Raw genomic sequence first — 21,444 nt, 5'->3', positions numbered from 1 at the left:
TGTCTTACAGCACCCCCTGTACACCCTGCCAACCCACCTTCACCCCAAGCCCGACCAGCACCCACAGGATAAGTGTGCGAAATTTGGCGGACGGCAGGTGTTTGCCAAGTTTTGCCCCGATGATGATACCAAGCACCGACAAAACGGTCAGCCCAAGTATCATCGCCCAAGTTTGAATGGGTACTTCCAACAAAAATTCTTTTAACACAATGGCTTGCACGATTTTATTGACAAAATAGCACAAATTCCCCACTTTGATAATCGTGTCCTTATCATCGGTCATTGAAAGTAAGTACATCAAAAGCACGGACGACATGGCATTGGTTGCCCCACCGACCACGCCTGCCACAAAGCCGATGACAACAAGCGATGTGGTGGTATTGGGTAAGACGATTTTTTTACCCATCAGACTCGTAGTCGCATACCACAGCACCACCACCGCCAAGGCAAGCATCAGATAAGCAGAATTAACCACCAAAAGCAAATATGCCCCCAACGCACTGCCCCAAAATGGAGACTAAAACGAGCGACCAATATTTTTTGAGATAAAAGGTGGTGTTGTGCCACACACCGCCTGTGCCACCGACCCACGCAATCAAGTTAAGCACCGCCGTTGGTACAAGCACCAACACAATGGCGGTTGTCAGCCCATAGACCCCCGACAACGCCCCAATGGTAATCAGCGGAAAGCCCATACCTGCAATACCATGAAGTACGCTGGCAATGACAAATAAGGGAATGAGCCAAAGTTCAAATTTCATCATCAGTCCTTGTAAAATCCACCCTATTATCTAAAAAAAATTACCACAAATCAAATAACCACGCCATCATCGTTATCATTGCAATGGCGTGGACAATTTTGGCAATGCGATTATAGTGGTCTAATTGCTGGCGTGAAAATTGCTTTTTAAGACAAAAGCCAAGCATCAATTTTTTACCAATAAAATGAATGATAACAACAAACGCCATAAAAGCAAGCAGTATCATAATGATAAAAGGAAATTCGCCATTTGCCCTTAAAAAATTACGAACCGACTCTCTAAATACCATCATCAAGACAAAATAAAAAATAGAAATTACCATTAATGGCAATTCTAATAAACGCCAATATTCTTTTTTAAAATCTATATTGTCATTGTCATTGTCATTCATTATGATTACCCCTAATAATCCCTTATTTAGACAAAATTTCCCCAATACACCCCACCAAATTCTTGGCAATGTTATCCTTGCTCATTTTTGCCAAATTGACCTTATCAAGCCCATATTTTTCGGCAAAGAACACCGTCATCGCATTGTCATCACTGCCAAAGCCAATACTTTTATCTGAAACATCATTGACCGCAATCATATCCAAATTTTTGGCAACAAGTTTACCTTTGGCATAATTTTCAATGTCCTGTGTTTCAGCCGCAAAACCAACGGTCAAAAGGTGCGGATAAGTGGTGGAAATTGTCGCCAGTACATCAGGGTTTTTGACAAGGTGCAAGGTCAAGCCGTCATTGTCGGCGGTTTTTTTGAGTTTTTGGCTGGCAACATTTGCCACTCTAAAATCCGCCACGGCAGCGGTGGCAATAAAAATATCCGCCCTTTTACAAACCTCCAAACACGCCTGTAACATCTCATCAGCCGTGCCGATGGTAATTTTATCCGCACCCATTGGTGTGGACAAACTGACCTTACTGCCTGCCACGATGATGACCTTCGCCCCTGCATTCACACACGCCCTTGCCAAGGCATAGCCCATTTTGCCTGTGGAATGGTTGGATAGATAGCGGACAGGGTCAATGGGCTCAAGGGTTGCCCCTGCGGTGATGACGAGCGTTTTGCCTGCCAAAGTTTGGGCGGTCTCTTGTTGCTCAAAAAACGCCAAAATTTGTCCACAAATCGCCTCAGGCTCTGGCAGTCGCCCCATACCAATATCGCCACACGCTTGTTCACCGCTGTCAGGGTTTGCAACTTTAAAGCCAAATTGGGTAAGTTTTTTTAGATTATCCTGCACAATGGCATTGCCCCACATTGCCTGATTCATCGCAGGATAGACCCACACAGGGGCGGTGGTGGCGACAATGACGGTGGTTACAAGGTTATCCGCCAAGCCGTTTGCCAATTTGCCGATGGTGTTGGCAGAAGCTGGGGCGATGACGACCAAATCCGCCCATTTGGCAAGCTGTATATGCCCCATTCCCCTTTCGGCGGTTTCATCAAGCAGTTTGGTATGCACTTCGTTGCCTGTCAAGGCTTGCAAGGTCAAAGGCGTGATAAACTGGCACGCTCCGTCCGTCATCATCACTCGCACGCTATGCCCTGCCTTGATTAACAGGCGTGCCAAAATGGCGGATTTATAACAGGCAATACCGCCAGTTAAGGCAAGTAGGATATTTTTTGGGGTCATTGTGGGCTTTTCAAAAATTAAATGGGGCATTTTAGCATAATTTGCGATTTTGGGGAATTTTATTTATAATGGAATGAATTTTTGGGAGCAGACAATGCAAGTTACCGCTATTATTCAAAATAATACCCTAATCATTCCTAATGTCGATTTGTCGCAGTTAGCCCCTTATGCTGACAATCACGGTATAATTGAATTTGACCAAAGTTTTTTGGAAATGCTTATGCAATTAAAAGTTGCCAAAAAGCCTATCAAAGCACGCAAATCCATTCAAGAATTGGCAGGTGGACTTGCCAATAAAACAACAGTGGTAGCAACCGTTGAAGAAATGAATGAGAGTATTGCCGAAGTATATGCAAGCAGGGAGATTTAAATGGTTTCTTTGGATACCAATGTACTTGTGCGATTTTTGGTAAAAGACGATGAAAACCAATATCAAACCGTACTCAATTTTTTAATGAATTTGGAAAACAAAAACGCCCAAGCCTACATTCCTTTATTGGTGGTTTTGGAAGTGAATTGGGTTTTATCTTTTCGTTATAAAATCACTCGCATTGATATTATTGAGCAATTATTGGAGTTAATGGAAAATCCTGTTTTTTGTTTTGAAAGTCAAACCAAATTAGAACAAGTATTGTTATCCGCCAAAACCAATACTTATGATTTATCCGATTTGTTAATTGCTTGTCGTTGCCAATCAGCAAATAATTTACCCGTGATGACTTTTGATAAAAAAGCGTCTAAGCATTTGAATTTTGAGCTGCTTGAATAATGGTGTTATTTGGATTTTAAAGATTGCCTATTACGCACCTTCCCCCAATATCAATCCAATCAAAAGAAAACATACCTTACCACCATACAAAAACACACCACCACAATCACAGGGCGGATAAATTTTGCCCCGCCTTTGACCACAAAATGACTGCCCAAAAATGCCCCAATGATTTGCCCGACCATCATCACAAGCCCAACCACCCAAACAATCTGCCCACCAATGATAAAAAATATCAAACTGGCAAAATTGGTGGCAAAGTTTAACAGTTTCGCCCGAGCGGTGGCTTGTATCAATTCTCGTCCACGCAAAACCACCTGCGACAGACTAAAAAATGTCCCTGTCGCAGGTCCAAAATAGCCATCATAAAAGCCAATCAAAGGGGCAATGGTACGCTCGTAAGTTTTTTGGCTCATTTTGGGGGTGGTTTGTAATTTGCCTAAATTGGGCGAAAACAGCGTATAAAGCCCCACCAGCCCAATGACAAAGGGCAAGGCTTTTTTTAAAAAATCAGGGGGTGAGAGCTGTACCAAAATCGTCCCTACGCCTGAGCCAATAAAGGCAAAGAGTAAAGCAATTTTCATCATTTTGGGGTGAATGAGTCCCTTTTTTATCATTGCAAGGCTTGCCGAGAATGACCCAGCAGACGCTTGTAATTTGTTGGTGGCAAGCACCGCCACAGGATTCATGCCTGTCAAAAGCAAAGCAGGAATGGTCAAAAGCCCGCCCCCGCCTGCAATGGCATCAATAAAGCCTGCAAATAACGCCACAAAAAAGAGTATGCAGATAATCTGAATGGTGAGTTCCATAAATTGCCTTTATTTTAAGTTTTATCACAAAAACTTATTTTATCATAATTTGTCCCAAAAAATCCTTTTTATGTTAAAATACGCAAATTTTTGTTATTTTTAGTTATCATTCACATAGGGCATTTCAATGTCAAAATTTTTTTCATGGTATTTTAAGCCAAACTTATTATTAAGAATCCTAATCGGCTTAATCCTAGGCTCAATCTGCGGTATCATTTTTCAAAATGCCCAAACCGCCATTAACATTTTATCGCCCATTGGCGAGCTGTTCATTCGTCTGTTAAAGATGATTGTCATTCCTGTCATTGCGTCCACGCTCATCGTGGGGGCAAGCTCAATCACGCCTGCCCAGCTTGGGCGTATCGGCATAAAAACGCTCATTTATTATACCATTACGTCCATTTTTGCAATCATCATCGGGCTTGGTGTGGGCAAGCTCTTTAACCCTGGCTTGGGGCTAGAACTCATCGCCGACACCGCAAGCGAAGGCAAAACTGCCGAAGCCCCAAGCATGCTTCAAATCCTGCTTGAAATCGTCCCCACCAATCCAATCGGCGTGATTAGTAGCGGTCAAGTTTTGCCCATGATTTTCTTTTGTTTGATATTTGGCATCGCCCTCGCCTTTGGGCGTGATAGCGATGATGAGAATGTCAAAAAAAGCTCGGACACGGTGTTTTATTTTGTGGACGGGGTTAGCCAAGCGATGTTTAAGATTGTCGGTTGGGTCATGCAGTACGCTCCGATTGGCGTGTTTGCGTTGATTTTTATTGTTTTTTCAAAAAATGGGGCAACCGCTTTTGGTTCTTTGGCAAGCGTTACGGCAACCGTTTATGTCGGCTTTATCATGCAAATCCTACTGGTGTACTGCGTGATTTGTGCGTTGATGAAGCTCTCCCCACTTGTCTTTTTGAAAAAAGCTCGCCCTGCCCTTATCACAGGATTTGTAACCCGTTCATCAGGGGCAACCTTACCTGTGTCTATCCAGTCATCGCAAAACATGGGCGTGCCTAAGAACATTTATAGCTTTGGCTTACCTGTCGGCTCGACGATGAACATGGACGGCACTACCGTGTATCTTGGCGTGTGTGCGATTTTTATCGCCAATGCGGTGGGTGTACCGCTTGACGGCTCGCAAATGCTCACCATTACGATGACTGCCGTGCTTGAGGCGATTGGGACAGCAGGTGTGCCAGGGGCAGGGGCGATTATGCTACTTATGGTACTAGAATCCATTGGCTTGCCTGTGGAAGCTGGCTCGGCGGTGGCGATTGCCTATGGCATGATTTTGGGCATTGATGCCTTGCTTGATATGGGACGCACCGCCCTAAACGTTGGGGGTGACATCGCAGGGGTGGTAACTGTTGCCAAACAAGAAAATACGTTGGATAAAGAAGTGTGGGATTCTTGATTGTTGATATTTGAAAATCAAAAAAACAGCACAACCGAAATTGTGCTGTTTTTTGTTGCCTTATTAATGAATTAGAACTTGCTGGCGAAGCTCACACCCACTTGGGAAGCATCTGAATCGCCACTACCTGTGTAGCTGTAGTTTAGACCCACTTGGCTGTTTGGTGTCACATTATAGTTAGCACCAACCTTGGCTGACCATTTGGTTTTGTCAGTATCCCAAGTACCATACTCCACATCAGTCGCTGTACCAACATAGCGAGTGTCTAGACTGGTATCACGGCTAACAGCGTGTGCAACTTGTACACCACCAGTAAGCTGTAGAGCAGGTGTTGCTTGGAACACCATATCAGCACCCACACCTACCTGAGTTTGTTTTGCTTCGATGTCGTTAACAACGTTAAGACCGTCATTGAAGCTACCATCGTTTTTGTACTGCTGATGGTTAACAAAGGCATAAGGCTGTACACTCACGCCCGATGCAGTATCAATGTTTGTACCCGCTTGGATACCAGCACCATATAGCTTACCATTATACTCAACTTTGTTAGAGTTTTCACCACGGCTGGCTTCTGTATCAACTTTGGCACCTTTTACCCAACCTGATAGATAGGCATCACCCAACTTCTTAGAAGCACCAACAGTCAAGCCAATGCTGTCAGTTTTGGTTTTGTTGCCAATACCATAAACAGATTCTTCCAAGTCAAGTTTACTTACATCAAGTTGTGCACCAACACTAATGTCGGCTGCGGTTTGAGTGCTTGCACCAACACTAATGTTGTTGCCTTTACGTGCACTTGTGGCATGCTCTAGTTCTACATCATAATCATGGTGACTGATATTACCCCAAACACCTCTTGGGGTGCTAACACGCTTACCAAATTCGGTTGCATGGTTAGCACTGTCTTCTACTGCGTTTAATGCACTGTCAGCATAGAAAGTTGGGTCAAGCTTGTATAGCTCACGGTTGGTGCTTACTGTAGAAAGTTTAGATTCTGCACCAGAATTCATGTTTTCAAAACCAGTGAATACACGGTTAGCAAATTGCTTCTCATCACTGGTCAGTGAACCTTGTGTTTCTTGTTTTTTATCTAAATCATTAAGTACTTTGTCTAGGTTTTGTGCAACACGGCTACCACTGTCATTCATGCTGATGCCATAAACAACATTGCCTGCACTTAGACGTTTGGCAGTTACTTGCACGTCATTGTTCGTGCGTGAACCACCTACCACTCTGCCATTTCTGTCTACTTCTGGCGTATATTCAACATTTGTTACTTCAAATAATGGGTTGCTTGAACGATAATTGTCAAATTGACCTTCAAGACCACGCTTAGCACGAAGTACAGTGCTACGGCTACCTGATTTGCTGATGATGCCATCTTTGGTCTCACCAGTTAGATTTAGTGTACCACCTAGTTTGGCCTTACCGTCCACGGTAAGCATGTTGCCAAATTGAGCTTTTAGACCAGCATCCACGCCACGTTGAGTGTTGATGTTGTAGTCACCTCTGATGTTTAGGTTACCTTCGTTGTTAACCCAACCACCTGTTTGACGAACATTAGCTACATTACCATAACCTGTTAGTTCACCACCTTTAACAACCATGGTTGAACCACCGTTGTTACCATTTACTTCTAGTGAACCACCTTCGATGACAGAGTCGCCTTTATAGCTGTTATTACCAGTAAAGACAAGCTTACCTTCACCTTTTTTGGTAAAGCCTTTATCACCTTTTAGGTCATTGTAGAATACAGATAAAGGCGCGCCTTTAGTGTCTAATTCCACATTATCCCAATAGAAACCACCATAACCTTTAGCGGCCGCTTCTGGATCTAACAAACCCCAACCATCTTCCCATGTAATGTTCTTGCCGTTATGATTAGCGACAATTCGACGGTTTTCCCAATTGACATTGCCAGGAACATAGAAATTACCCTGATTGTCAGTGTAATAAGAGCCGTAATAACCGGATGGCAATCTACTAACCTTTCTTAGTCCTTGGTAGCCATTAGGTGAATTGGCAGTAATCTCTGAAAAATCCTTGGCAGTACCCAAAATGGTTTGAGAGATATTTTCATTTTTCATCCAAGGATAAGCAGATTGCACAAGCACTGCCGTGCCGGCCACACGAGCGGTTGCAGGTGATGTACCCTTATAGCTACTCAGTCTGCCATCGTTGGCGTAATTTTGGGTAGATGATGTTGCAGATACGCACCATTCGGCCGTACGACCACAGTCGTTAGCATGGCTAAAATCTTCACGTGGCGATGATACTGTAATGAAACCTTTTTTGAAGTTGCTGTTCATGAGCGGTGCTAGGTTTTCATCATGAGCATCGTTCAAGCCTTCGTTACCTGTTGCTTTAATGATAAGCGAGTCACGATTCATGATAAGATCATGAATGACGGGCAAAGTCACTTCAGCATTGGTAATACTGGTTCTGTAAGGATTTGGATTAATCTGTCCTGTAGTAGGATTGTAATTGAGGCGCTGAGCATCGTAGTACCATTGGTCAGTGTTGTTAGAACCCCAAGAGTTGTTAAAAATCTTAACGCCATGGTCTTGGTTCAGCTTACGCATCATCAAGAACTGGTTACCACCATTTGAACGTCGATCAATACTGTCACTACCGTAAATTTTGGCGTTGGTCATGCCGTTGTTACCAGCGATAACAGCCGCCATTTGGTTGCCATGGTCGCCACTGGCAGACGTAGTTGCCACTTCGATGATACCAGAGTCATTTTCCGGAGTGAAGCAAGTGGAGCGTCCTGCAGACACACATTTTACTTGTGTGTTGTTGACGTTGGCACCAACCATGTCTCGGTTGAAGCGGTTAATACCTGTATCAATCACACCTACTTTGGCTTGACGTGTATCAATGGTGTTCTTCAGGTTGTCAAGACGCTCGGCATAACCATCTTCGGTTGTGTCGTAAAATTTGGATGTCAAATTAGAATTATTTGACGTATCCATGACACTATAGCCCGTACGCGTGCCAGCACTTGGTGCAGGTTGGTTGCGTTTTAGGTTAGCTTGAACGCGTCTTGTGTAATCAGGCTGTCTCACCTCTGATGGTGATACTGGAGCAACATAGCTACCTGATATACCGCCACTAATCGGCGCCGGTGTTGGCACAGGCGTTGGAGCCGGGGTCGGGGTTGGAGTTGGGTGAACAAGTTCAGGAGCCGGTCTCACAGGGCTTGGCACTGGAGTTGGGGCTGGGGTTGGGGTTGGTCTAAAACGGTTAAGGAAATCCAGATAGTAATCGTAGAAAGAGTATTTGGAGTTGTTATACTCCGAATCAACAATCATTGGAGCTGAATTGGCATAACTTACCGTACTACTAGCACCAATTACCAGCATGCAAGCCATACTTAAAGGCTTAACATAGAACCCTTTCTTGGTAGGTTTATTTTGTAATGACATATTACACCCTTGTGTTTGTGTTTATGATAAAACATAAGTGATAAACAACAAGAATAAGCCTGATACCAAAACCAGTTATCAAACACAAATCTTGATGATATCACAATTTATCCATCATAAATATGAAATTAAAACATTTAAATCCACTGTCATTTACCGCCATGAAGCATGGTACTACAAAGCAATAAAAGAATGTTTACCTTAAATATAAGGTTTGCAAATTGTAAATTAATGGCGGTTTATTGTCCAGTACCTACAGAATGATATAATATTATGTTTACAAATAATGTTTTAATGAATTGATTTTTATGATTATTTTTTTAATAAACAACCGTTTATTTTTCACAATAATTAACAGTTTGTTATTATATAGACATCATATTATTTTTTGTGAAATATTATACATAAATAAGCAATACTATTTTGCAATACAATCACACCAAATTCATCATTTGTTTTAGATGAAATTATTAGGACGCATTAAACCTTTATGATACTATTTAAAATTATAGAAGCATCTTGGGAATAAAATGATGTTTTTTCATAAAAAATGTTTATACAACTACTTAATATCCGATTCTCAGCTTTGTGCAAATAACTGATTTGCCCAAAGCTAATTGCAATTCATCCTTGATAAATCAAAAAATAAGTCGCTACACTCTACACGATGAAAAACTATTATGTTTTTCCGTTCGTAGCAAAAAATGAGTCGAACCATAACAACAACCGACCCACAGACATGGCTCAGAGCGAACGGTTTTTTGTAGCATAATTCAATTTTGTTAGCTGTATCCACCATCACACCACTGATTGCATTTGGCAAACCCACAGAAAGAAAACTTACACAAATAATCACAAAACTGCTTTCGTATTATTAATTTTTGTGATATATTCACAAGATTGGTTAATTTTTATTTATAACTAATTTTTATAATTATGGGTTTTGTTCCTTCATTTATATTTATAGGAAAAGATAGTCATGTCGATGAGTCGCATAAAAGCCTTTTTTGCCTTAGAAGCCGCTGGGGGCATCATCCTTGCCTTAGCTGCTGTTCTTGCAATGATTGTTGCAAACTCACCTTTATCTGAACTTTATAATGCTTTTATTCATGCTCCTGTCGTGGTGCAAATTGGTCAATTTGAGATTGCCAAAGACGCTCATCATTGGATTAATGACGGTCTGATGGCGGTTTTTTTCTTTTTGGTGGGGCTAGAATTAAAGCGTGAGGCTTTGATAGGTGAGCTGTCCGATGTCAAGCAAATCGTCCTGCCTGCCATCTGTGCCATCGGTGGCATGACTGCCCCTGCTTTGGTCTATTATGGACTAAATTATGGTGATACCGAGGCTCTAAAAGGTTGGGCAATCCCTGCCGCCACGGACATCGCCTTTGCCATTGGCGTGCTTAGCTTGCTCGGCAACAAAGTCCCCAATGCCTTAAAAGTATTTTTGGTATCCATTGCCATCTTTGATGACATCGGGGCGATTATCATCATTGCCTTGTTCTACACATCTGAATTATCATTGATATCACTGGGCGTGGCAGCGGTGTGTTTGCCCTTTTTATTCTTACTAAATCGCCTAAACGTCACCCGTCTCACGCCTTATCTGCTTATCGGGCTTATCCTATGGGCCGCCATGCTAAAATCAGGCGTGCATGCAACCTTAGCAGGCGTACTTTTGGCATTTTTTATTCCTTTAAAAAACAACGCCGACCCTGAGCATTCGCCCCTAGAAGAGCTAGAACACGATTTACATAACACGGTTGCCTTTGGTATCTTACCCCTATTTGCCTTTGCCAATGCAGGGATTTCGCTGGCGGGGACTAACATGGGCGAGCTCATGCACGGCGTACCCATGGGTATTGCCCTAGGTTTGTTTATCGGTAAACAGCTTGGCGTGATGATTCCTGTGTTTTTGGTCGTCAAATTGGGTTTGGTCAAACTGCCCACAGGCACAAACTTCATGCAAATCTATGGCGTCTCTCTGCTTTGCGGTATCGGCTTTACCATGTCGCTCTTTATCTCGGGGCTTGCCTTTGGCGGTATTCCTGAGGATTATGACCCACGTTTAGGCATTATCCTAGGCTCGCTTATCTCAGGTATTGTGGGCTATCTTGTCTTGCGTGCCAACATCAAAGACGCTGACCATCCCACCCTTGCCAAAAACGATGAGATGTATCTGGGTGTTGGCGAACCGCCCAAACATTAATCACACCAAAAATAAAAAAGCGGGCAACATGTCCGCTTTTTGTTATCTGCTCTTTTCATTTATCCGTGTTTGTCATACAATAAAGCCAATCCCACCACCTAAGGAAATCCCATGTCTTATCACACCGTCCTTGATTTGGCGTCTGCCTTGTCCGATGCGGACAAGCTAAAACTGGCTCATCATCTGCTCGGGCAACTCATACTCGCCCCAAGCTCATCATCCACTCCTACCCAAAAACTGCCACCCTCTGCCGATTATGACTATTGCTTGGAGCGAGTGCTAAAAAGTAAGCCCAATCGCCTGCCTGCCCTACGGACATTTTTGGAAGCGATTTTTAGCTTTCGGGGCGGTCAAAATGCTGATATCGATGACATCATCAAGCGTTTAGAGCTTAACCATGTCATCAAAAAAGACGGCGATAACGTGGTGTATTTGGTCGATTAGGGCATGCCTGCTAGCCTTGCCACAAGCTCACTCATAGACTCATCACGGCAGTCCGCCACGCCCACACCACTCCATAGGCTCATCAGCTCGCTGTTTTGAGTGGTCGCCCCATGGGCTCGCAGGGATTTTGTCATGGCGTTTAATGTCGGATAATTTGGTAAATCATCATTATCCAACTGGGCAAAATCTTGCATATAGCCCGTAACCACGCCCCTTGCCCATTTGCCAGAGTATAGTCGTGTCAGACGTGTGTCGTTACCTGTCGCACTTAGCAAACGCTTTTTCCAAAGCGGATTGATAGGCGATTCGTGCGTGGTCAAAAATACCGTCCCCACCGCCACCATGTCCGCCCCATTATCTAGCATAAGAGTAACCTGTTCACGATTGGCAATGCCCCCTGCCGAGATAAGTGGGATAGTACTTGCGTTTTTAGCAAGTTTTAACAGCTCTAACGTAGATAATCTATCGCCCTGCTCACCAAGCCAGCCTCCTTGATGACCGCCTGCCCCCACGCCTTGCACGACCACACCGTCCGCTCCCACATCCTGCCATGCCAACACTTCTGCCACCGTGTTTGCCGTACCGATGACAAGCGTACCGACAGCATGCAAAGCGTCCACTTGGGGCAGATTTAAAATACCAAAAGTAAAGCTCGCCACAGGCACAGGGTTATCAAGCAATACGGCAAATTGCTCGGCAAAGTCATGGGCAGGTTTGTCATCTAGCACAGGCGTAACGCCCAATGTTTGATAAAAATTATCAAGCCAATCAGGCATGGTCTGGCTATATGTTTGGGTCAAACTTTTATCCAAAATCATGAGATTGACATTAAAGGGCTTATCCGTCCCTGCCTTGATTTTGGTAATCTCATCATGGATTCGGGCAGGCGACATCATGCCTGCCCCAAGCGAGCCTAGCACACCAAGACGACACGCCCCCACGACAAAATCGGCATTGCTCGCCCCTGCCATGGGGGCTTGGACGATGGGCGTGGATAGAGCAAGATGGGATTGTAATGATAAGATGGTCATGATGATGTTTCCTGATAAAGATTTCTTTAAAATATAGCTTTTGAATAAAATAAAGTCAAGGCATGATGGCTATTTTAAAAGAAAATGATGATTAGGACATACCTATCTTTTATCACATCAGTTTTTCACGATAAAAGTTGTGTTAAAGTTTTTACAAGTTTACTCTTATTTTGAAAAAATTTGTTACACACGGCAGTGGGGATTTCATTTATAATAAATATATCATTTAAATGATAACTGATTTTATTTTTTTCTTTTAAGGAGATTGTCATGCAAAAATTATTGATTGCGACTGCTGTGGGTGCCTTGGTATTGACAGGCTGTACCACGAATAACAGCCAAACCATCAAACAGCCCAAACCCCAAGAAATGCAAGGCAAGCACGCCCACAAACATGGCGACAAACATGAGCATAAGCACGGCAAAAAACATCATCATGGCGAGATAACCGAAAAATACCTGTGCGAAAAAGACGGTAAAGTCACCGCCAAATACAACCCTGATGCAGGTCATGCCCTGCTAACTATCACCGCCCCTAGCCTTGGGTTAGAAAGTGTTGATGTTGAAATGCAACCTGCCAAATCCGCCTCTGGCATGCTGTTTGTTAATGATGTCAATCCTGAGTCAAAATACGAATGGCACACCAAAAACAAATTTGGTGCGTTGGACATAACCACTGCTGATGGCACCGTATACAGCCTAAAATGCGAAGGTACTCGTCCCATGCACAACCACGCCCACTAATGACATTCGTTGAACGAGTCGGCTGTCTTAGTCGTAACAAACGCATAAGCCACGCTTGTGCGTTTTTTAATCAACAATAAAAGGCAATTTACCATGAAGCCTATCACAAAAAAAGCATTCCTACTCACCGCCCTACCCATGCTCGCACTCACAGGCTGTGCTACAACTGCCACATTAAAACAAGCCGACTGCTCATCTGCCAACTGGGAGCAGGTGGGTCGTGCTGACGGTCTGCGCGGGGCAAGCAGTCAAGAGATATTACGCCATGCCAAAACCTGTCAAGGACTTGCCACGCCTGACCGAGCGTTATGGGAGCAAGGTCGCCAAGCAGGGTTAAAATCCTACTGCACCATAGACAACGCCTACAACATGGGGCGAATGGGCTACACCCTACAAGGCGTGTGTGATGTCGGCGACAGCAAGACCCTAGAAGAGCTACACCGTGCCAACATGATGGGCTTAGAGCAACGGTATTGTTAATTGAGTATACTTTTCTAGAAAGCCGTTCGTGGTGAGCTTGTCGAACCATAACGGTTTTCCTAGACTTCGACAAGCTCAGTCCGAACGGAAAACCTTAAAATCTATCTTTATTTAACAATACCAGAGCAACATCAGATGAGCGAACGCATGACCCGCATGCATTATGGTTATGGCGGTTGGTATGGCTATCCGTACCGTCCTTATTGGTGGTGGTAAAGCCAATTTGGGTGATTTTTAAAATATCAGTCCAATAAGCGGTGCGTGTTACGCACCTTACGGTTACTTATTGATTTTAGGTGATTATTTTTCGGGTTGTAGGGGCGTGTTGAACACGCCCTTGATAAATCAATCACTTACATAAGACCAAGAATGAAGCACTTCCCTATTTTTTCATAATAAGCTGACAGGTGTAATTGGCACATTCTGCCTTTAATATGCCATGTCCTTGTAGCATTTCTGCCCCGACCATTTGCTCTGTCAGCATTTGCTCCAACACCGCTTTGCCGTCATCGCCATATAAAGCGGTGGCAAGGGCGTGGGCTTTTTGGGCATGGGCGTGGCTTACCTGCTTGATGGTATCGCTGTCTTTGGGGTGAGCGTAGTACCATGCCAGCTCAAAGAGCTTATCCGACTCGATGACATATAGGGGCGGTTCGTGTCCTGATGTATAGCTGTATTTGTCCGCCATAGCCCCATGAAAATCCAAGGCGTCCGACTTGGTGGCGGTGGGGGCTATCAGCGTTTTGGCACGCTCAAACCTGCCCTGCCCTGTCTCATTGATGGCAGGACTTGCTTGCCAATTTGCCACGTCATAGACCACTTTTTCATAAACCTTTGGCTCGCCGTCATCTTGCACCACGTCCTTGTGCGTGGCAGGACGAAAAAACAACGCCAATGCCACAGCACAGGCGATGATGACCGCCCAGATGATGGGGGTTTTAAAGGATTTTTTGGCAGGGGCAGAATTGGTGTCGGTCATGGCTGATATAAACGGTAAATGGTAAAATGGCTTGTGTTAATGATAGGGCGTGCCTACCTTTGGTATTTGCAATGAAAAATAGGGGAAATCACCCGTTTTTCAAGGAAAAGTCCGCAGTTGATATTGCAATATCAACAAGGATTTTGACGCAGAAAAACCAGATTTAGCCATTTTTCATGCAAAAATGGATTGAAATCATCAAATCTTTGTCATATCCTATGACAATGTTATCAATGGCAGGCACGCCCTACATATATGGGAAAATAATGGCGATTATTGTAGCCGTTTTTGGTTCATTTTAACAGTTTTTATTTTAAATTCATCAGGACAATGTATGCACCACTTTATCGTCATCGGCAACCCAATTAGCCACTCCAAAAGCCCTGCCATTCATACCGCCTTTGCTCACTCTGTGGGGCTTGACATCAGCTACAACCGCCAATTTTGCCCTGATGATTTTGGCAGTTTTAAGGCGGTCATTGAAGCGTTTTTTTATGGTGGGGGCGTGGGGGCGAACGTAACCTTGCCCTTTAAAGAAATGGCGTTTGACATCTGCCAAGAAGTCGGTACATTAAGCGAATACGCCAAAAACGCAGGGGCGGTAAACACGCTCGCCATAAAGGACGGAAAACTCTATGGCGATAACACGGACGGTCGGGGGCTGGTGGCAGATTTGGTGGGGCATGGCGTGGATTTACACGGCAAAACAGTCGCCATACTCGGGGCAGGTGGGGCAACTCGGGGAGCGATTTTACCGCTTATCCAAAGCGGTGCGGTGGTGTCGGTGTTTAACCGTACACTGACCAAAGCCCAAACACTCGCCCAAGAGTTTGCCACGCAAGGCATTCACATTCACGCTCACGGCTTAGATGAACTCACAGGGCATTTTGACGTGATTATCAACGCCACATCCACCACGACCACAGGGCAAAGTCTGGATTTGGGTGGTGTGTCGGCTGATGTGGCGTATGACATGATGTATGGCAAGCCATCTGCTTTCTTAAACCACTTTAACACCGCCAAACAGATAGACGGCATGGGTATGCTTATTAATCAAGCTCGCTTATCGTTTGAGCTGTGGACAGGTCAGACGGTGGATTTGGGTAAGGTGGTGTTGGATTTATAATTTATTTTTATAAAAATAATTAAAATTTATGAAAAATAGTTATTTTTAACACAAAACCCCTAGCATAAATCACAAAATAAGGTATAGTAGGGAAATGATGTTTTCACACATTTCCCCTTATCTTATTTTTATCACAAAGGAGCTGTCTTATGCTAACGTACAAAGCCCCCTTACGGGACATCAAATTTCTCATCAATGAAGTCTTTGATTATCCAAGCCACTACAAAACCTTTGAGCATGGCAAAAATGCCGACAGCGAAACGGTTGGCATGATTTTAGAAGGCTTTGCCGACTTAGCCGAAAACGTCATCGCCCCCCTGTATCAGTCAGGCGATGCCGAAGGTTGTCATTTTAAGGACGGCGAGGTTACCACGCCCAAAGGCTTTAAAGAAGCGTACGAGCAGTTCGCCCAAGGGGGCTGGCAAGGCATTGCTTACCCTGAACAGTATGGCGGTATGGCTCTGCCAATGTCTCTCAATCTCATCAAATCAGAGATGCTTGGCACCGCCAACTGGTCATTTGCCATGTATCCGGGGCTATCGCTTGGGGCGGTCAATACCATTTTGGAATACGGCACGACCGAGCAAAAAGACTTATACCTGCCCAAGCTCGTTACTGGCGAGTGGTCTGGCACCATGTGTCTGACCGAAGCCCAGTGCGGTACCGACCTAAACCAAATGAAAACATCCGCCAAACCTAACGATGACGGCACTTATGCCATTAACGGCTCTAAGATTTTCATCAGTGCTGGCGAACATGACCTGACCGAGAACATCGTACACATCGTACTGGCACGTCTGCCTGATGCCCCTGCTGGCACCAAGGGCATTTCGCTATTTATCGTGCCAAAATTCTTGCCTGACAATGACGGCAACATGGGCGAGCGTAATGGCGTCAGCTGTGGCTCTATCGAACACAAAATGGGTATTAGTGCGTCCGCCACATGCGTGATTAACTTTGACAACGCCACAGGGTTTTTGATTGGCGAGCCAAACAAAGGGCTAAAAGCGATGTTCACCTACATGAACACCGCCCGTGTCGGCACTGGCATTCAAGGCTTGGCTCACATGGAACTTGCTTTCCAAAACTCACTGCCCTATGCCAAAGAACGCCGTTCTATGCGTGCCTTGTCTGGCACCAAAGAGCCTGATAAACCTGCTGATGCCATTCACTATCACGCCGATGTCCGCCGTATGCTACTGACCCAAAAGGCATTCACCGAAGGGGCGAGAAGCATGATTTATCATGTTGGGCGTTATTCGGACAAACTGGCAGATGCGACCGTGCGTGGCGACAAAAAAGAGATTGAGCGTTGGGAAGACAAAATGGGCTTTTTCACGCCTGTGTTAAAAGGCTTTTTGACCGAAATCGCCCAAGAGTCTGTGAAAAACGGCTTGCAAATCTTTGGCGGTCATGGCTACATCAAAGAATGGGGCATGGAACAAATCGCCCGTGATGCCCGTATCAGCACGCTATACGAAGGCACGACAGGCGTACAAGCCCTAGACTTGCTCGGTCGTAAGGTACTACTACAAGGCGGTGGCAAGGTCGTGCGTGACTACACCGCAGGTATCATGAAATGGTGTGGCGATTATGCCCTTGACAAAGACATGCGTAAATACGTTTGGGCATTGACCAAGCTGTGTGCCGAATGGAACGTCCTAACTGGTCGCCTTGCCATTACCGCCAAACGCAAAAACCGTGAGATTATCTCGGCAGCGTCCGAAGACTATCTCATGTACTCAGGCTATGTGATAATGGCGTACCACTGGGCAAGAATGGCGGCGATTGCCTTTGATAAGATGAAAAATGGCGGTGAACAACCCCGTGAGTTCTACCTTGCCAAAACCCAAACAGCAGAGTTTTATTTTGATAAAATCCTACCACGCACGAGTGGGCTTGCCGACAGCATGACCGCCCCAAGTGAAGTGATGACCGATATGGACATCGAGCATTTTATCATTGATTAATTATTAGTTTAAAAATCATCAAAAACCACTCATCAATTTGGGTGGTTTTTGTTTGGTTTGGGCGTGTTGAATGTTGGTATTTGCTATGAAAAATGAGAAAAATCGCCCGTTTTTCAAGGAAAAAGAGAAGTTTGATAGCCATTCTATCAAACGAGCTTTTGACGATGAAAAACAAGATTTAGCCATTTTTCATGCAAAAATAGATTAAAAGCATAAATTTTTATAAAATACAAATAAATGTTATCAATATTCAGCATGCCCTTATCAATCACGATTTACAAAAATGCTCATGGCATTTTGTGGTAAAATTTGCCTTTTACAAATCTTTTAAATAAACGATACCATGACCAACATCAACCCATTACACCCCAGCCCACAAGCCCCAACTACCCTAAACCCCAAGCCTAACGACATCATACCGCCAAAATCCGCCCACATTGCCAAGCATGGCGACAAGCGTATCCTAAGAGTGGTATCTATCAATGTCAATGGACTAAGAGCCAGTGAGAAAAAAGGCTTATTTGACTTTATCACAAAGTCAGACGCAGACGTGATATGTATGCAGGAGACACGGATAACCCATGAGCAGTGGACGGATAAGTTTAAGCCTGTGGGCTATCACGCTCATCTGTTCCCTGCCGAGCGAGCAGGGTATGCTGGCACAGCGATTTATAGCAAATTGCCCTTTATCCCAACGGACGGGCTAGGTTTTGACATTGCCGATACACAAGGGCGGTTTACTTGTGGGCGGTTTGACCTAAGTGAATGGGGACTAGATACGCCTGTACACATTGCGTCTTTGTATTTGCCGTCTGGTTCATCGGGCGATGATGCTCAGGTTCGTAAAGATGAGTTTTTGGACAACTATAAAGCCATTTTAAAACGCTGGCGAGACGAGAACAAATCCATCATCGTCTGCGGTGATTATAACATCGTCCACAAACGCATTGACATCAAAAACTGGTCGGGCAACCAAAAAGCGTCTGGCTGTCTGCCCCACGAACGGGCGTGGCTTGACCATATTTATGATGAGCTTGGTTATGTGGATACGTTTCGGGTGGTGCGGTTTGATAGCGATATTTATTCGTGGTGGTCAAATCGGGGGCAAGCCCGTGCCAAGAATGTCGGCTGGCGAATAGATTATCACGCCTGTTCGCCCGATTGGAAGGCTCGCACGGTGGGGGCTTGGGTCTATCGTGATGTGTGGTATTCTGACCATGCCCCTGTGGTGGTGGATTATGTGATTGGGTAGGTATATCGCTCAATTAAGAATGGTAAAATGCGACAACGTTGGGGGAAGTGATATACCTAGCGAACTTGTGTTTGCCATAGCAAGATTTGTAGGGGCGTGCTACACACGCCCTTGATGATACAAAGATTTTCTACACGTCAAATTTTATATTTTAATTTTATAGTGCTTGATTTTTGCAAGGGGAAAAATGAGCGATGATTTTTATAAAGAATTGTATGCATCCGCCCAAGAAGTCCTAGCCATTGCCAAAGGCAAGATTGAGCCAAGTCGTGTGTTCACTTATGAACGCTCCAATGCCAAAGCCAATTACAATTTATTCAAAAACCCATTATTCAAAAACCCAATATCCGCCCAAAAACCCTGCATAATTGGCAAAATCCACAAAAATTCTGTATAATAAATCAAATCTATTTTTAGGAGAATGCAATGGCATTTAAAGACATGGTTGGACAAAAAGTCCCAAGCGTAACTTTCCGCACTCGTCAAGGCGACAACTGGGTGGACGTAACCACAGACGAATTGTTCGGCGGCAAAAAAGTCGTACTGTTTAGCCTACCAGGAGCGTTTACCCCAACGTGTTCATCAACACACCTGCCCCGCTACAACGAGCTGTGCGGTGAGTTCAAAAAATTGGGCGTGGACGACATCATCTGCGTGTCGGTCAATGACACCTTTGTTATGAACGCATGGAAAGCCGACCAAGAATGTGCCAACATCACCGTTATCCCAGACGGCAATGGCGAATTTACAGACGGCATGGGGCGACTTGTCGGTAAAGAAAATCTAGGCTTTGGCAAGCGCTCATGGCGTTATTCCATGCTTGTGGATAATGGCGTGATTGTCAAAATCTTTGACGAACCCGAAAAAGACGGCGACCCCTTTGAAGTGTCGGACGCTGACACCATGATTAAGTTTTTGAACCCTGAATGGACGGACAAGCCGTCTGTGGCGATTATTTCAAAAGCAGGGTGCCAGTTCTGCATTAAGGCAAAAGAAGCCCTAACCGCTCGTGGCGTGGCGTACGAAGAGCTGGTGCTAGGTCGTGATGTTACCACAACGGCAGTGCGTGCCATGACAGGGCGTGAGACCGTGCCACAGGTCTTTATCGGTGGTAAGCACATTGGCGGTTCGGACGATTTGGAAAAATATCTGACGAGCGGTGAGTGTGTACTCTAATTAGTACCCATTAGAAATATCAAAAACGTGGCACAAATGCCACGTTTTTAGTGCTATCGCTCGCCCAGACCTTCGGACAACGTCTTGGTAATCGGCTTGGTCAGATAGGATAGTACCGTCCGCTCCATTGCCTTGATGTCCACACTGGCGGTCATACCTGGCTTGATGACAATCTCATCTTCACGAGCTGACACCTGAGCCCCCGCAATGCGAATCTGCACCCGATAATAGGGCTTATCGCCTTGTGGGGTTTTTTCCATGAGCGTGTCTGGGCTGATGTAGATGACCTCACCATTCATCGCCCCAAAGATAGAATAATCATAAGCGTCCAGTTTGACACTGGCGGTCTGACCCTCTTTGACATAGGCGATGTCCACAGGCTGAACCTTTGCCTCCACAATCAAATCACTACTGGTCGGAAGCAGTTGCATGATCGTATCGCCCGGTCGCACCACCCCGCCAATGGTCGTAACAGCGATGTTATTCACCTTGCCATCCACAGGAGCAAATAGCCGTTTTTCTTCTAATACTTGCGTGCGGTCTCTGAGCTGTTCGCTCTCAGATTCTAGCTCTTCTTGGGCTTTGGTCAGCTCGGTTTGGGCATCCTCAAAGTATTTGTTGCGTTTGTTGGTAATCTGCGCCTCGATGTCTGCCACTTGACGGCGAAGTCTGATCACGTCCGCCTGACTGACATCGCCATGAGCCAATAGCGGTTCGTTCATGGCAAGCTCTCGCTTGGCAAGGTCAAGCATTTTTTGTAATGACGCCACATCTTGGGTGATGGCTTGGCGGCGACGGTTGTATAGCTCGGTTTGGTTTTGGACGTACTCGGTGTACTTTTGCACTTCTTCTGGGAAATTTAGTGGGCGGTCAAAAATCTCCGCCTCCAAACGTGCCACCCTCGCACGCAGGGCTGCCACTTTGGTTGCCGAGTTATCCAATGCCGCCTTAGCACGCTCTTCTTCTAATATCGCCAATAGGTCGCCTTTTTTGACATCATCGCCCTCTTTGACCAGCAGTTCTGACAAAATGCCATTGTCCGCCGCCTGAATCTCTTGGGTGCGGTCAGATGCGATGACAGTCGCCTGAGCTCTGGTCACTTGGTCGATTTTAGCAAATGATGCCCATGTAATAAGCACAATAATGGTCACCAGTGCCACCCAAATAATCACACTAGGTTTACTGCGTGATTTGGCTTTTTGATAGTTTTTTTGACTCACGGTA

Annotated in this window: 22 protein-coding genes; 13 read left to right on the top strand and 9 right to left on the bottom strand. The window is 44.9% G+C overall.

Features of this window, described 5'->3' with window-relative positions; translation table 11 throughout:
- Positions 1 to 4: 4 nt before the first annotated feature.
- The 4 genes from DX073_RS14840 to coaBC are packed head-to-tail and all read right to left on the bottom strand — an operon-like array spanning position 5 to position 2,395.
- A complete protein-coding gene (locus tag DX073_RS14840) occupies positions 5 to 475 on the bottom strand; it encodes a sulfite exporter TauE/SafE family protein (RefSeq protein ID WP_258556978.1) in 471 nt (156 codons plus the stop codon).
- On the bottom strand, positions 468 to 761 hold the full coding sequence (locus DX073_RS14835; protein ID WP_258556972.1) for a hypothetical protein: 294 nt from the start codon (positions 759 to 761) through the stop codon (positions 468 to 470). Before DX073_RS14835 ends, DX073_RS14840 begins: the two co-directional genes overlap by 8 nt.
- A 40-nt stretch (positions 762 to 801) precedes the next feature.
- Entirely contained in the window at positions 802 to 1,152 is a 351-nt protein-coding gene (locus tag DX073_RS13370) for a hypothetical protein (RefSeq protein ID WP_115008490.1), read from the bottom strand.
- Between the two features lie 22 nt (positions 1,153 to 1,174).
- Positions 1,175 to 2,395: a bifunctional phosphopantothenoylcysteine decarboxylase/phosphopantothenate--cysteine ligase CoaBC gene (coaBC, locus tag DX073_RS13365; RefSeq protein WP_258556971.1), complete on the bottom strand. Its 1,221-nt coding sequence runs from the start codon at positions 2,393 to 2,395 to the stop codon at positions 1,175 to 1,177.
- 94 nt (positions 2,396 to 2,489) lie between these two features.
- Between coaBC and DX073_RS13360 the strand changes: the two genes are divergently transcribed.
- Positions 2,490 to 2,765, top strand: coding sequence for a hypothetical protein (locus DX073_RS13360; RefSeq protein ID WP_115008488.1), 276 nt, complete (start codon positions 2,490 to 2,492; stop codon positions 2,763 to 2,765).
- The gene (locus tag DX073_RS13355) at positions 2,766 to 3,164 is read left to right on the top strand and encodes a PIN domain-containing protein (RefSeq protein WP_115008487.1); all 399 of its coding nucleotides are present in this window, start codon (positions 2,766 to 2,768) and stop codon (positions 3,162 to 3,164) included.
- A gap of 59 nt (positions 3,165 to 3,223) precedes the next feature.
- Here DX073_RS13355 and DX073_RS13350 read toward each other — a convergent pair whose 3' ends face one another.
- The gene (locus DX073_RS13350; protein ID WP_115008486.1) at positions 3,224 to 3,973 is read right to left on the bottom strand and encodes a TSUP family transporter; all 750 of its coding nucleotides are present in this window, start codon (positions 3,971 to 3,973) and stop codon (positions 3,224 to 3,226) included.
- Between the two features lie 127 nt (positions 3,974 to 4,100).
- Between DX073_RS13350 and DX073_RS13345 the strand changes: the two genes are divergently transcribed.
- Positions 4,101 to 5,381, top strand: coding sequence for a dicarboxylate/amino acid:cation symporter (locus tag DX073_RS13345; RefSeq protein ID WP_115008485.1), 1,281 nt, complete (start codon positions 4,101 to 4,103; stop codon positions 5,379 to 5,381).
- A 71-nt stretch (positions 5,382 to 5,452) separates the two neighbouring features.
- Here DX073_RS13345 and DX073_RS14140 read toward each other — a convergent pair whose 3' ends face one another.
- On the bottom strand, positions 5,453 to 8,809 hold the full coding sequence (locus tag DX073_RS14140) for a S8 family serine peptidase (RefSeq protein ID WP_147279736.1): 3,357 nt from the start codon (positions 8,807 to 8,809) through the stop codon (positions 5,453 to 5,455).
- Between the two features lie 979 nt (positions 8,810 to 9,788).
- On the opposite strand from DX073_RS14140, the gene nhaA reads away from it, so the two are divergent.
- Positions 9,789 to 11,018 carry a Na+/H+ antiporter NhaA gene (gene nhaA, locus DX073_RS13325; protein WP_115008484.1) on the top strand — a complete coding sequence of 410 codons (1,230 nt, stop codon included), beginning with the start codon at positions 9,789 to 9,791 and terminating at the stop codon, positions 11,016 to 11,018.
- 111 nt (positions 11,019 to 11,129) lie between these two features.
- Positions 11,130 to 11,462 (top strand): hypothetical protein, encoded by a 333-nt coding sequence (locus DX073_RS13320; RefSeq protein ID WP_115008483.1) that lies wholly within the window; start codon positions 11,130 to 11,132, stop codon positions 11,460 to 11,462.
- Here the strand turns inward: DX073_RS13320 and DX073_RS13315 are convergent.
- A complete protein-coding gene (locus tag DX073_RS13315) occupies positions 11,459 to 12,493 on the bottom strand; it encodes an NAD(P)H-dependent flavin oxidoreductase (protein WP_115008482.1) in 1,035 nt (344 codons plus the stop codon). The two genes, DX073_RS13320 and DX073_RS13315, sit on opposite strands and share 4 nt — an antisense overlap.
- Positions 12,494 to 12,763: 270 nt before the next feature.
- Between DX073_RS13315 and DX073_RS13310 the strand changes: the two genes are divergently transcribed.
- Both DX073_RS13310 and DX073_RS13305 read left to right on the top strand, forming a co-directional pair.
- Positions 12,764 to 13,237: an MliC family protein gene (locus DX073_RS13310; protein ID WP_115008481.1), complete on the top strand. Its 474-nt coding sequence runs from the start codon at positions 12,764 to 12,766 to the stop codon at positions 13,235 to 13,237.
- Positions 13,238 to 13,330: 93 nt separating this feature from the next.
- Positions 13,331 to 13,717 (top strand): DUF2799 domain-containing protein, encoded by a 387-nt coding sequence (locus tag DX073_RS13305; RefSeq protein ID WP_115008480.1) that lies wholly within the window; start codon positions 13,331 to 13,333, stop codon positions 13,715 to 13,717.
- A gap of 382 nt (positions 13,718 to 14,099) precedes the next feature.
- Here the strand turns inward: DX073_RS13305 and DX073_RS13300 are convergent, their stop codons facing one another.
- Complete coding sequence (locus tag DX073_RS13300) at positions 14,100 to 14,696, bottom strand: hypothetical protein (RefSeq protein ID WP_115008479.1); 597 nt, start codon at positions 14,694 to 14,696, stop codon at positions 14,100 to 14,102.
- 334 nt (positions 14,697 to 15,030) lie between these two features.
- Between DX073_RS13300 and aroE the strand changes: the two genes are divergently transcribed.
- The 6 genes from aroE (at position 15,031) to DX073_RS13275 (ending at position 20,220) form a co-directional block, all read left to right on the top strand.
- Positions 15,031 to 15,822, top strand: a complete 792-nt coding sequence (gene aroE / locus DX073_RS13295; protein ID WP_115008478.1) for a shikimate dehydrogenase — start codon at positions 15,031 to 15,033, stop codon at positions 15,820 to 15,822.
- 149 nt (positions 15,823 to 15,971) lie between these two features.
- Positions 15,972 to 17,792 (top strand): acyl-CoA dehydrogenase C-terminal domain-containing protein, encoded by a 1,821-nt coding sequence (locus tag DX073_RS13290; protein ID WP_115008477.1) that lies wholly within the window; start codon positions 15,972 to 15,974, stop codon positions 17,790 to 17,792.
- Between the two features lie 85 nt (positions 17,793 to 17,877).
- Positions 17,878 to 18,000 (top strand): hypothetical protein, encoded by a 123-nt coding sequence (locus DX073_RS14830; RefSeq protein ID WP_258556970.1) that lies wholly within the window; start codon positions 17,878 to 17,880, stop codon positions 17,998 to 18,000.
- Positions 18,001 to 18,207: 207 nt separating this feature from the next.
- The gene (locus tag DX073_RS13285; RefSeq protein WP_258556977.1) at positions 18,208 to 19,044 is read left to right on the top strand and encodes an exodeoxyribonuclease III; all 837 of its coding nucleotides are present in this window, start codon (positions 18,208 to 18,210) and stop codon (positions 19,042 to 19,044) included.
- Between the two features lie 187 nt (positions 19,045 to 19,231).
- A complete protein-coding gene (locus tag DX073_RS13280) occupies positions 19,232 to 19,441 on the top strand; it encodes a hypothetical protein (protein WP_115008475.1) in 210 nt (69 codons plus the stop codon).
- Positions 19,442 to 19,470: 29 nt separating this feature from the next.
- Positions 19,471 to 20,220: a glutathione peroxidase gene (locus DX073_RS13275; RefSeq protein ID WP_115008474.1), complete on the top strand. Its 750-nt coding sequence runs from the start codon at positions 19,471 to 19,473 to the stop codon at positions 20,218 to 20,220.
- 53 nt (positions 20,221 to 20,273) lie between these two features.
- Here the strand turns inward: DX073_RS13275 and DX073_RS13270 are convergent, their stop codons facing one another.
- Positions 20,274 to 21,440, bottom strand: a complete 1,167-nt coding sequence (locus DX073_RS13270; RefSeq protein WP_115008473.1) for an HlyD family type I secretion periplasmic adaptor subunit — start codon at positions 21,438 to 21,440, stop codon at positions 20,274 to 20,276.
- Between the last annotated feature and the right edge of the window lie 4 nt (positions 21,441 to 21,444).

The sequence above is a fragment of the Moraxella lacunata genome (assembly GCF_900453205.1).
Lineage (GTDB): Bacteria > Pseudomonadota > Gammaproteobacteria > Pseudomonadales > Moraxellaceae > Moraxella > Moraxella lacunata_B.
This window is presented reverse-complemented; position numbering and strand designations above follow the sequence as displayed.

Excerpts from the sequence above, each read along its gene's own strand:
- coaBC (WP_258556971.1), bottom strand. The coding sequence starts at position 2,395 with ATGACCCCAAAAAATATCCTACTTGCCTTAACTGGCGGTATTGCCTGT.
- DX073_RS13360 (WP_115008488.1), top strand. The coding sequence starts at position 2,490 with ATGCAAGTTACCGCTATTATTCAAAATAATACCCTAATCATTCCTAAT.
- DX073_RS13345 (WP_115008485.1), top strand. The coding sequence starts at position 4,101 with ATGTCAAAATTTTTTTCATGGTATTTTAAGCCAAACTTATTATTAAGA.
- DX073_RS13355 (WP_115008487.1), top strand. The coding sequence starts at position 2,766 with ATGGTTTCTTTGGATACCAATGTACTTGTGCGATTTTTGGTAAAAGAC.
- DX073_RS14830 (WP_258556970.1), top strand. The coding sequence starts at position 17,878 with ATGAAAAATGAGAAAAATCGCCCGTTTTTCAAGGAAAAAGAGAAGTTT.
- DX073_RS14835 (WP_258556972.1), bottom strand. The coding sequence starts at position 761 with ATGAAATTTGAACTTTGGCTCATTCCCTTATTTGTCATTGCCAGCGTA.
- DX073_RS13350 (WP_115008486.1), bottom strand. The coding sequence starts at position 3,973 with ATGGAACTCACCATTCAGATTATCTGCATACTCTTTTTTGTGGCGTTA.
- nhaA (WP_115008484.1), top strand. The coding sequence starts at position 9,789 with ATGTCGATGAGTCGCATAAAAGCCTTTTTTGCCTTAGAAGCCGCTGGG.
- DX073_RS13305 (WP_115008480.1), top strand. The coding sequence starts at position 13,331 with ATGAAGCCTATCACAAAAAAAGCATTCCTACTCACCGCCCTACCCATG.
- DX073_RS13290 (WP_115008477.1), top strand. The coding sequence starts at position 15,972 with ATGCTAACGTACAAAGCCCCCTTACGGGACATCAAATTTCTCATCAAT.
- aroE (WP_115008478.1), top strand. The coding sequence starts at position 15,031 with ATGCACCACTTTATCGTCATCGGCAACCCAATTAGCCACTCCAAAAGC.
- DX073_RS14140 (WP_147279736.1), bottom strand. The coding sequence starts at position 8,809 with ATGTCATTACAAAATAAACCTACCAAGAAAGGGTTCTATGTTAAGCCT.
- DX073_RS13280 (WP_115008475.1), top strand. The coding sequence starts at position 19,232 with ATGAGCGATGATTTTTATAAAGAATTGTATGCATCCGCCCAAGAAGTC.
- DX073_RS13300 (WP_115008479.1), bottom strand. The coding sequence starts at position 14,696 with ATGACCGACACCAATTCTGCCCCTGCCAAAAAATCCTTTAAAACCCCC.
- DX073_RS13315 (WP_115008482.1), bottom strand. The coding sequence starts at position 12,493 with ATGACCATCTTATCATTACAATCCCATCTTGCTCTATCCACGCCCATC.
- DX073_RS13275 (WP_115008474.1), top strand. The coding sequence starts at position 19,471 with ATGGCATTTAAAGACATGGTTGGACAAAAAGTCCCAAGCGTAACTTTC.
- DX073_RS13320 (WP_115008483.1), top strand. The coding sequence starts at position 11,130 with ATGTCTTATCACACCGTCCTTGATTTGGCGTCTGCCTTGTCCGATGCG.
- DX073_RS13370 (WP_115008490.1), bottom strand. The coding sequence starts at position 1,152 with ATGAATGACAATGACAATGACAATATAGATTTTAAAAAAGAATATTGG.
- DX073_RS13310 (WP_115008481.1), top strand. The coding sequence starts at position 12,764 with ATGCAAAAATTATTGATTGCGACTGCTGTGGGTGCCTTGGTATTGACA.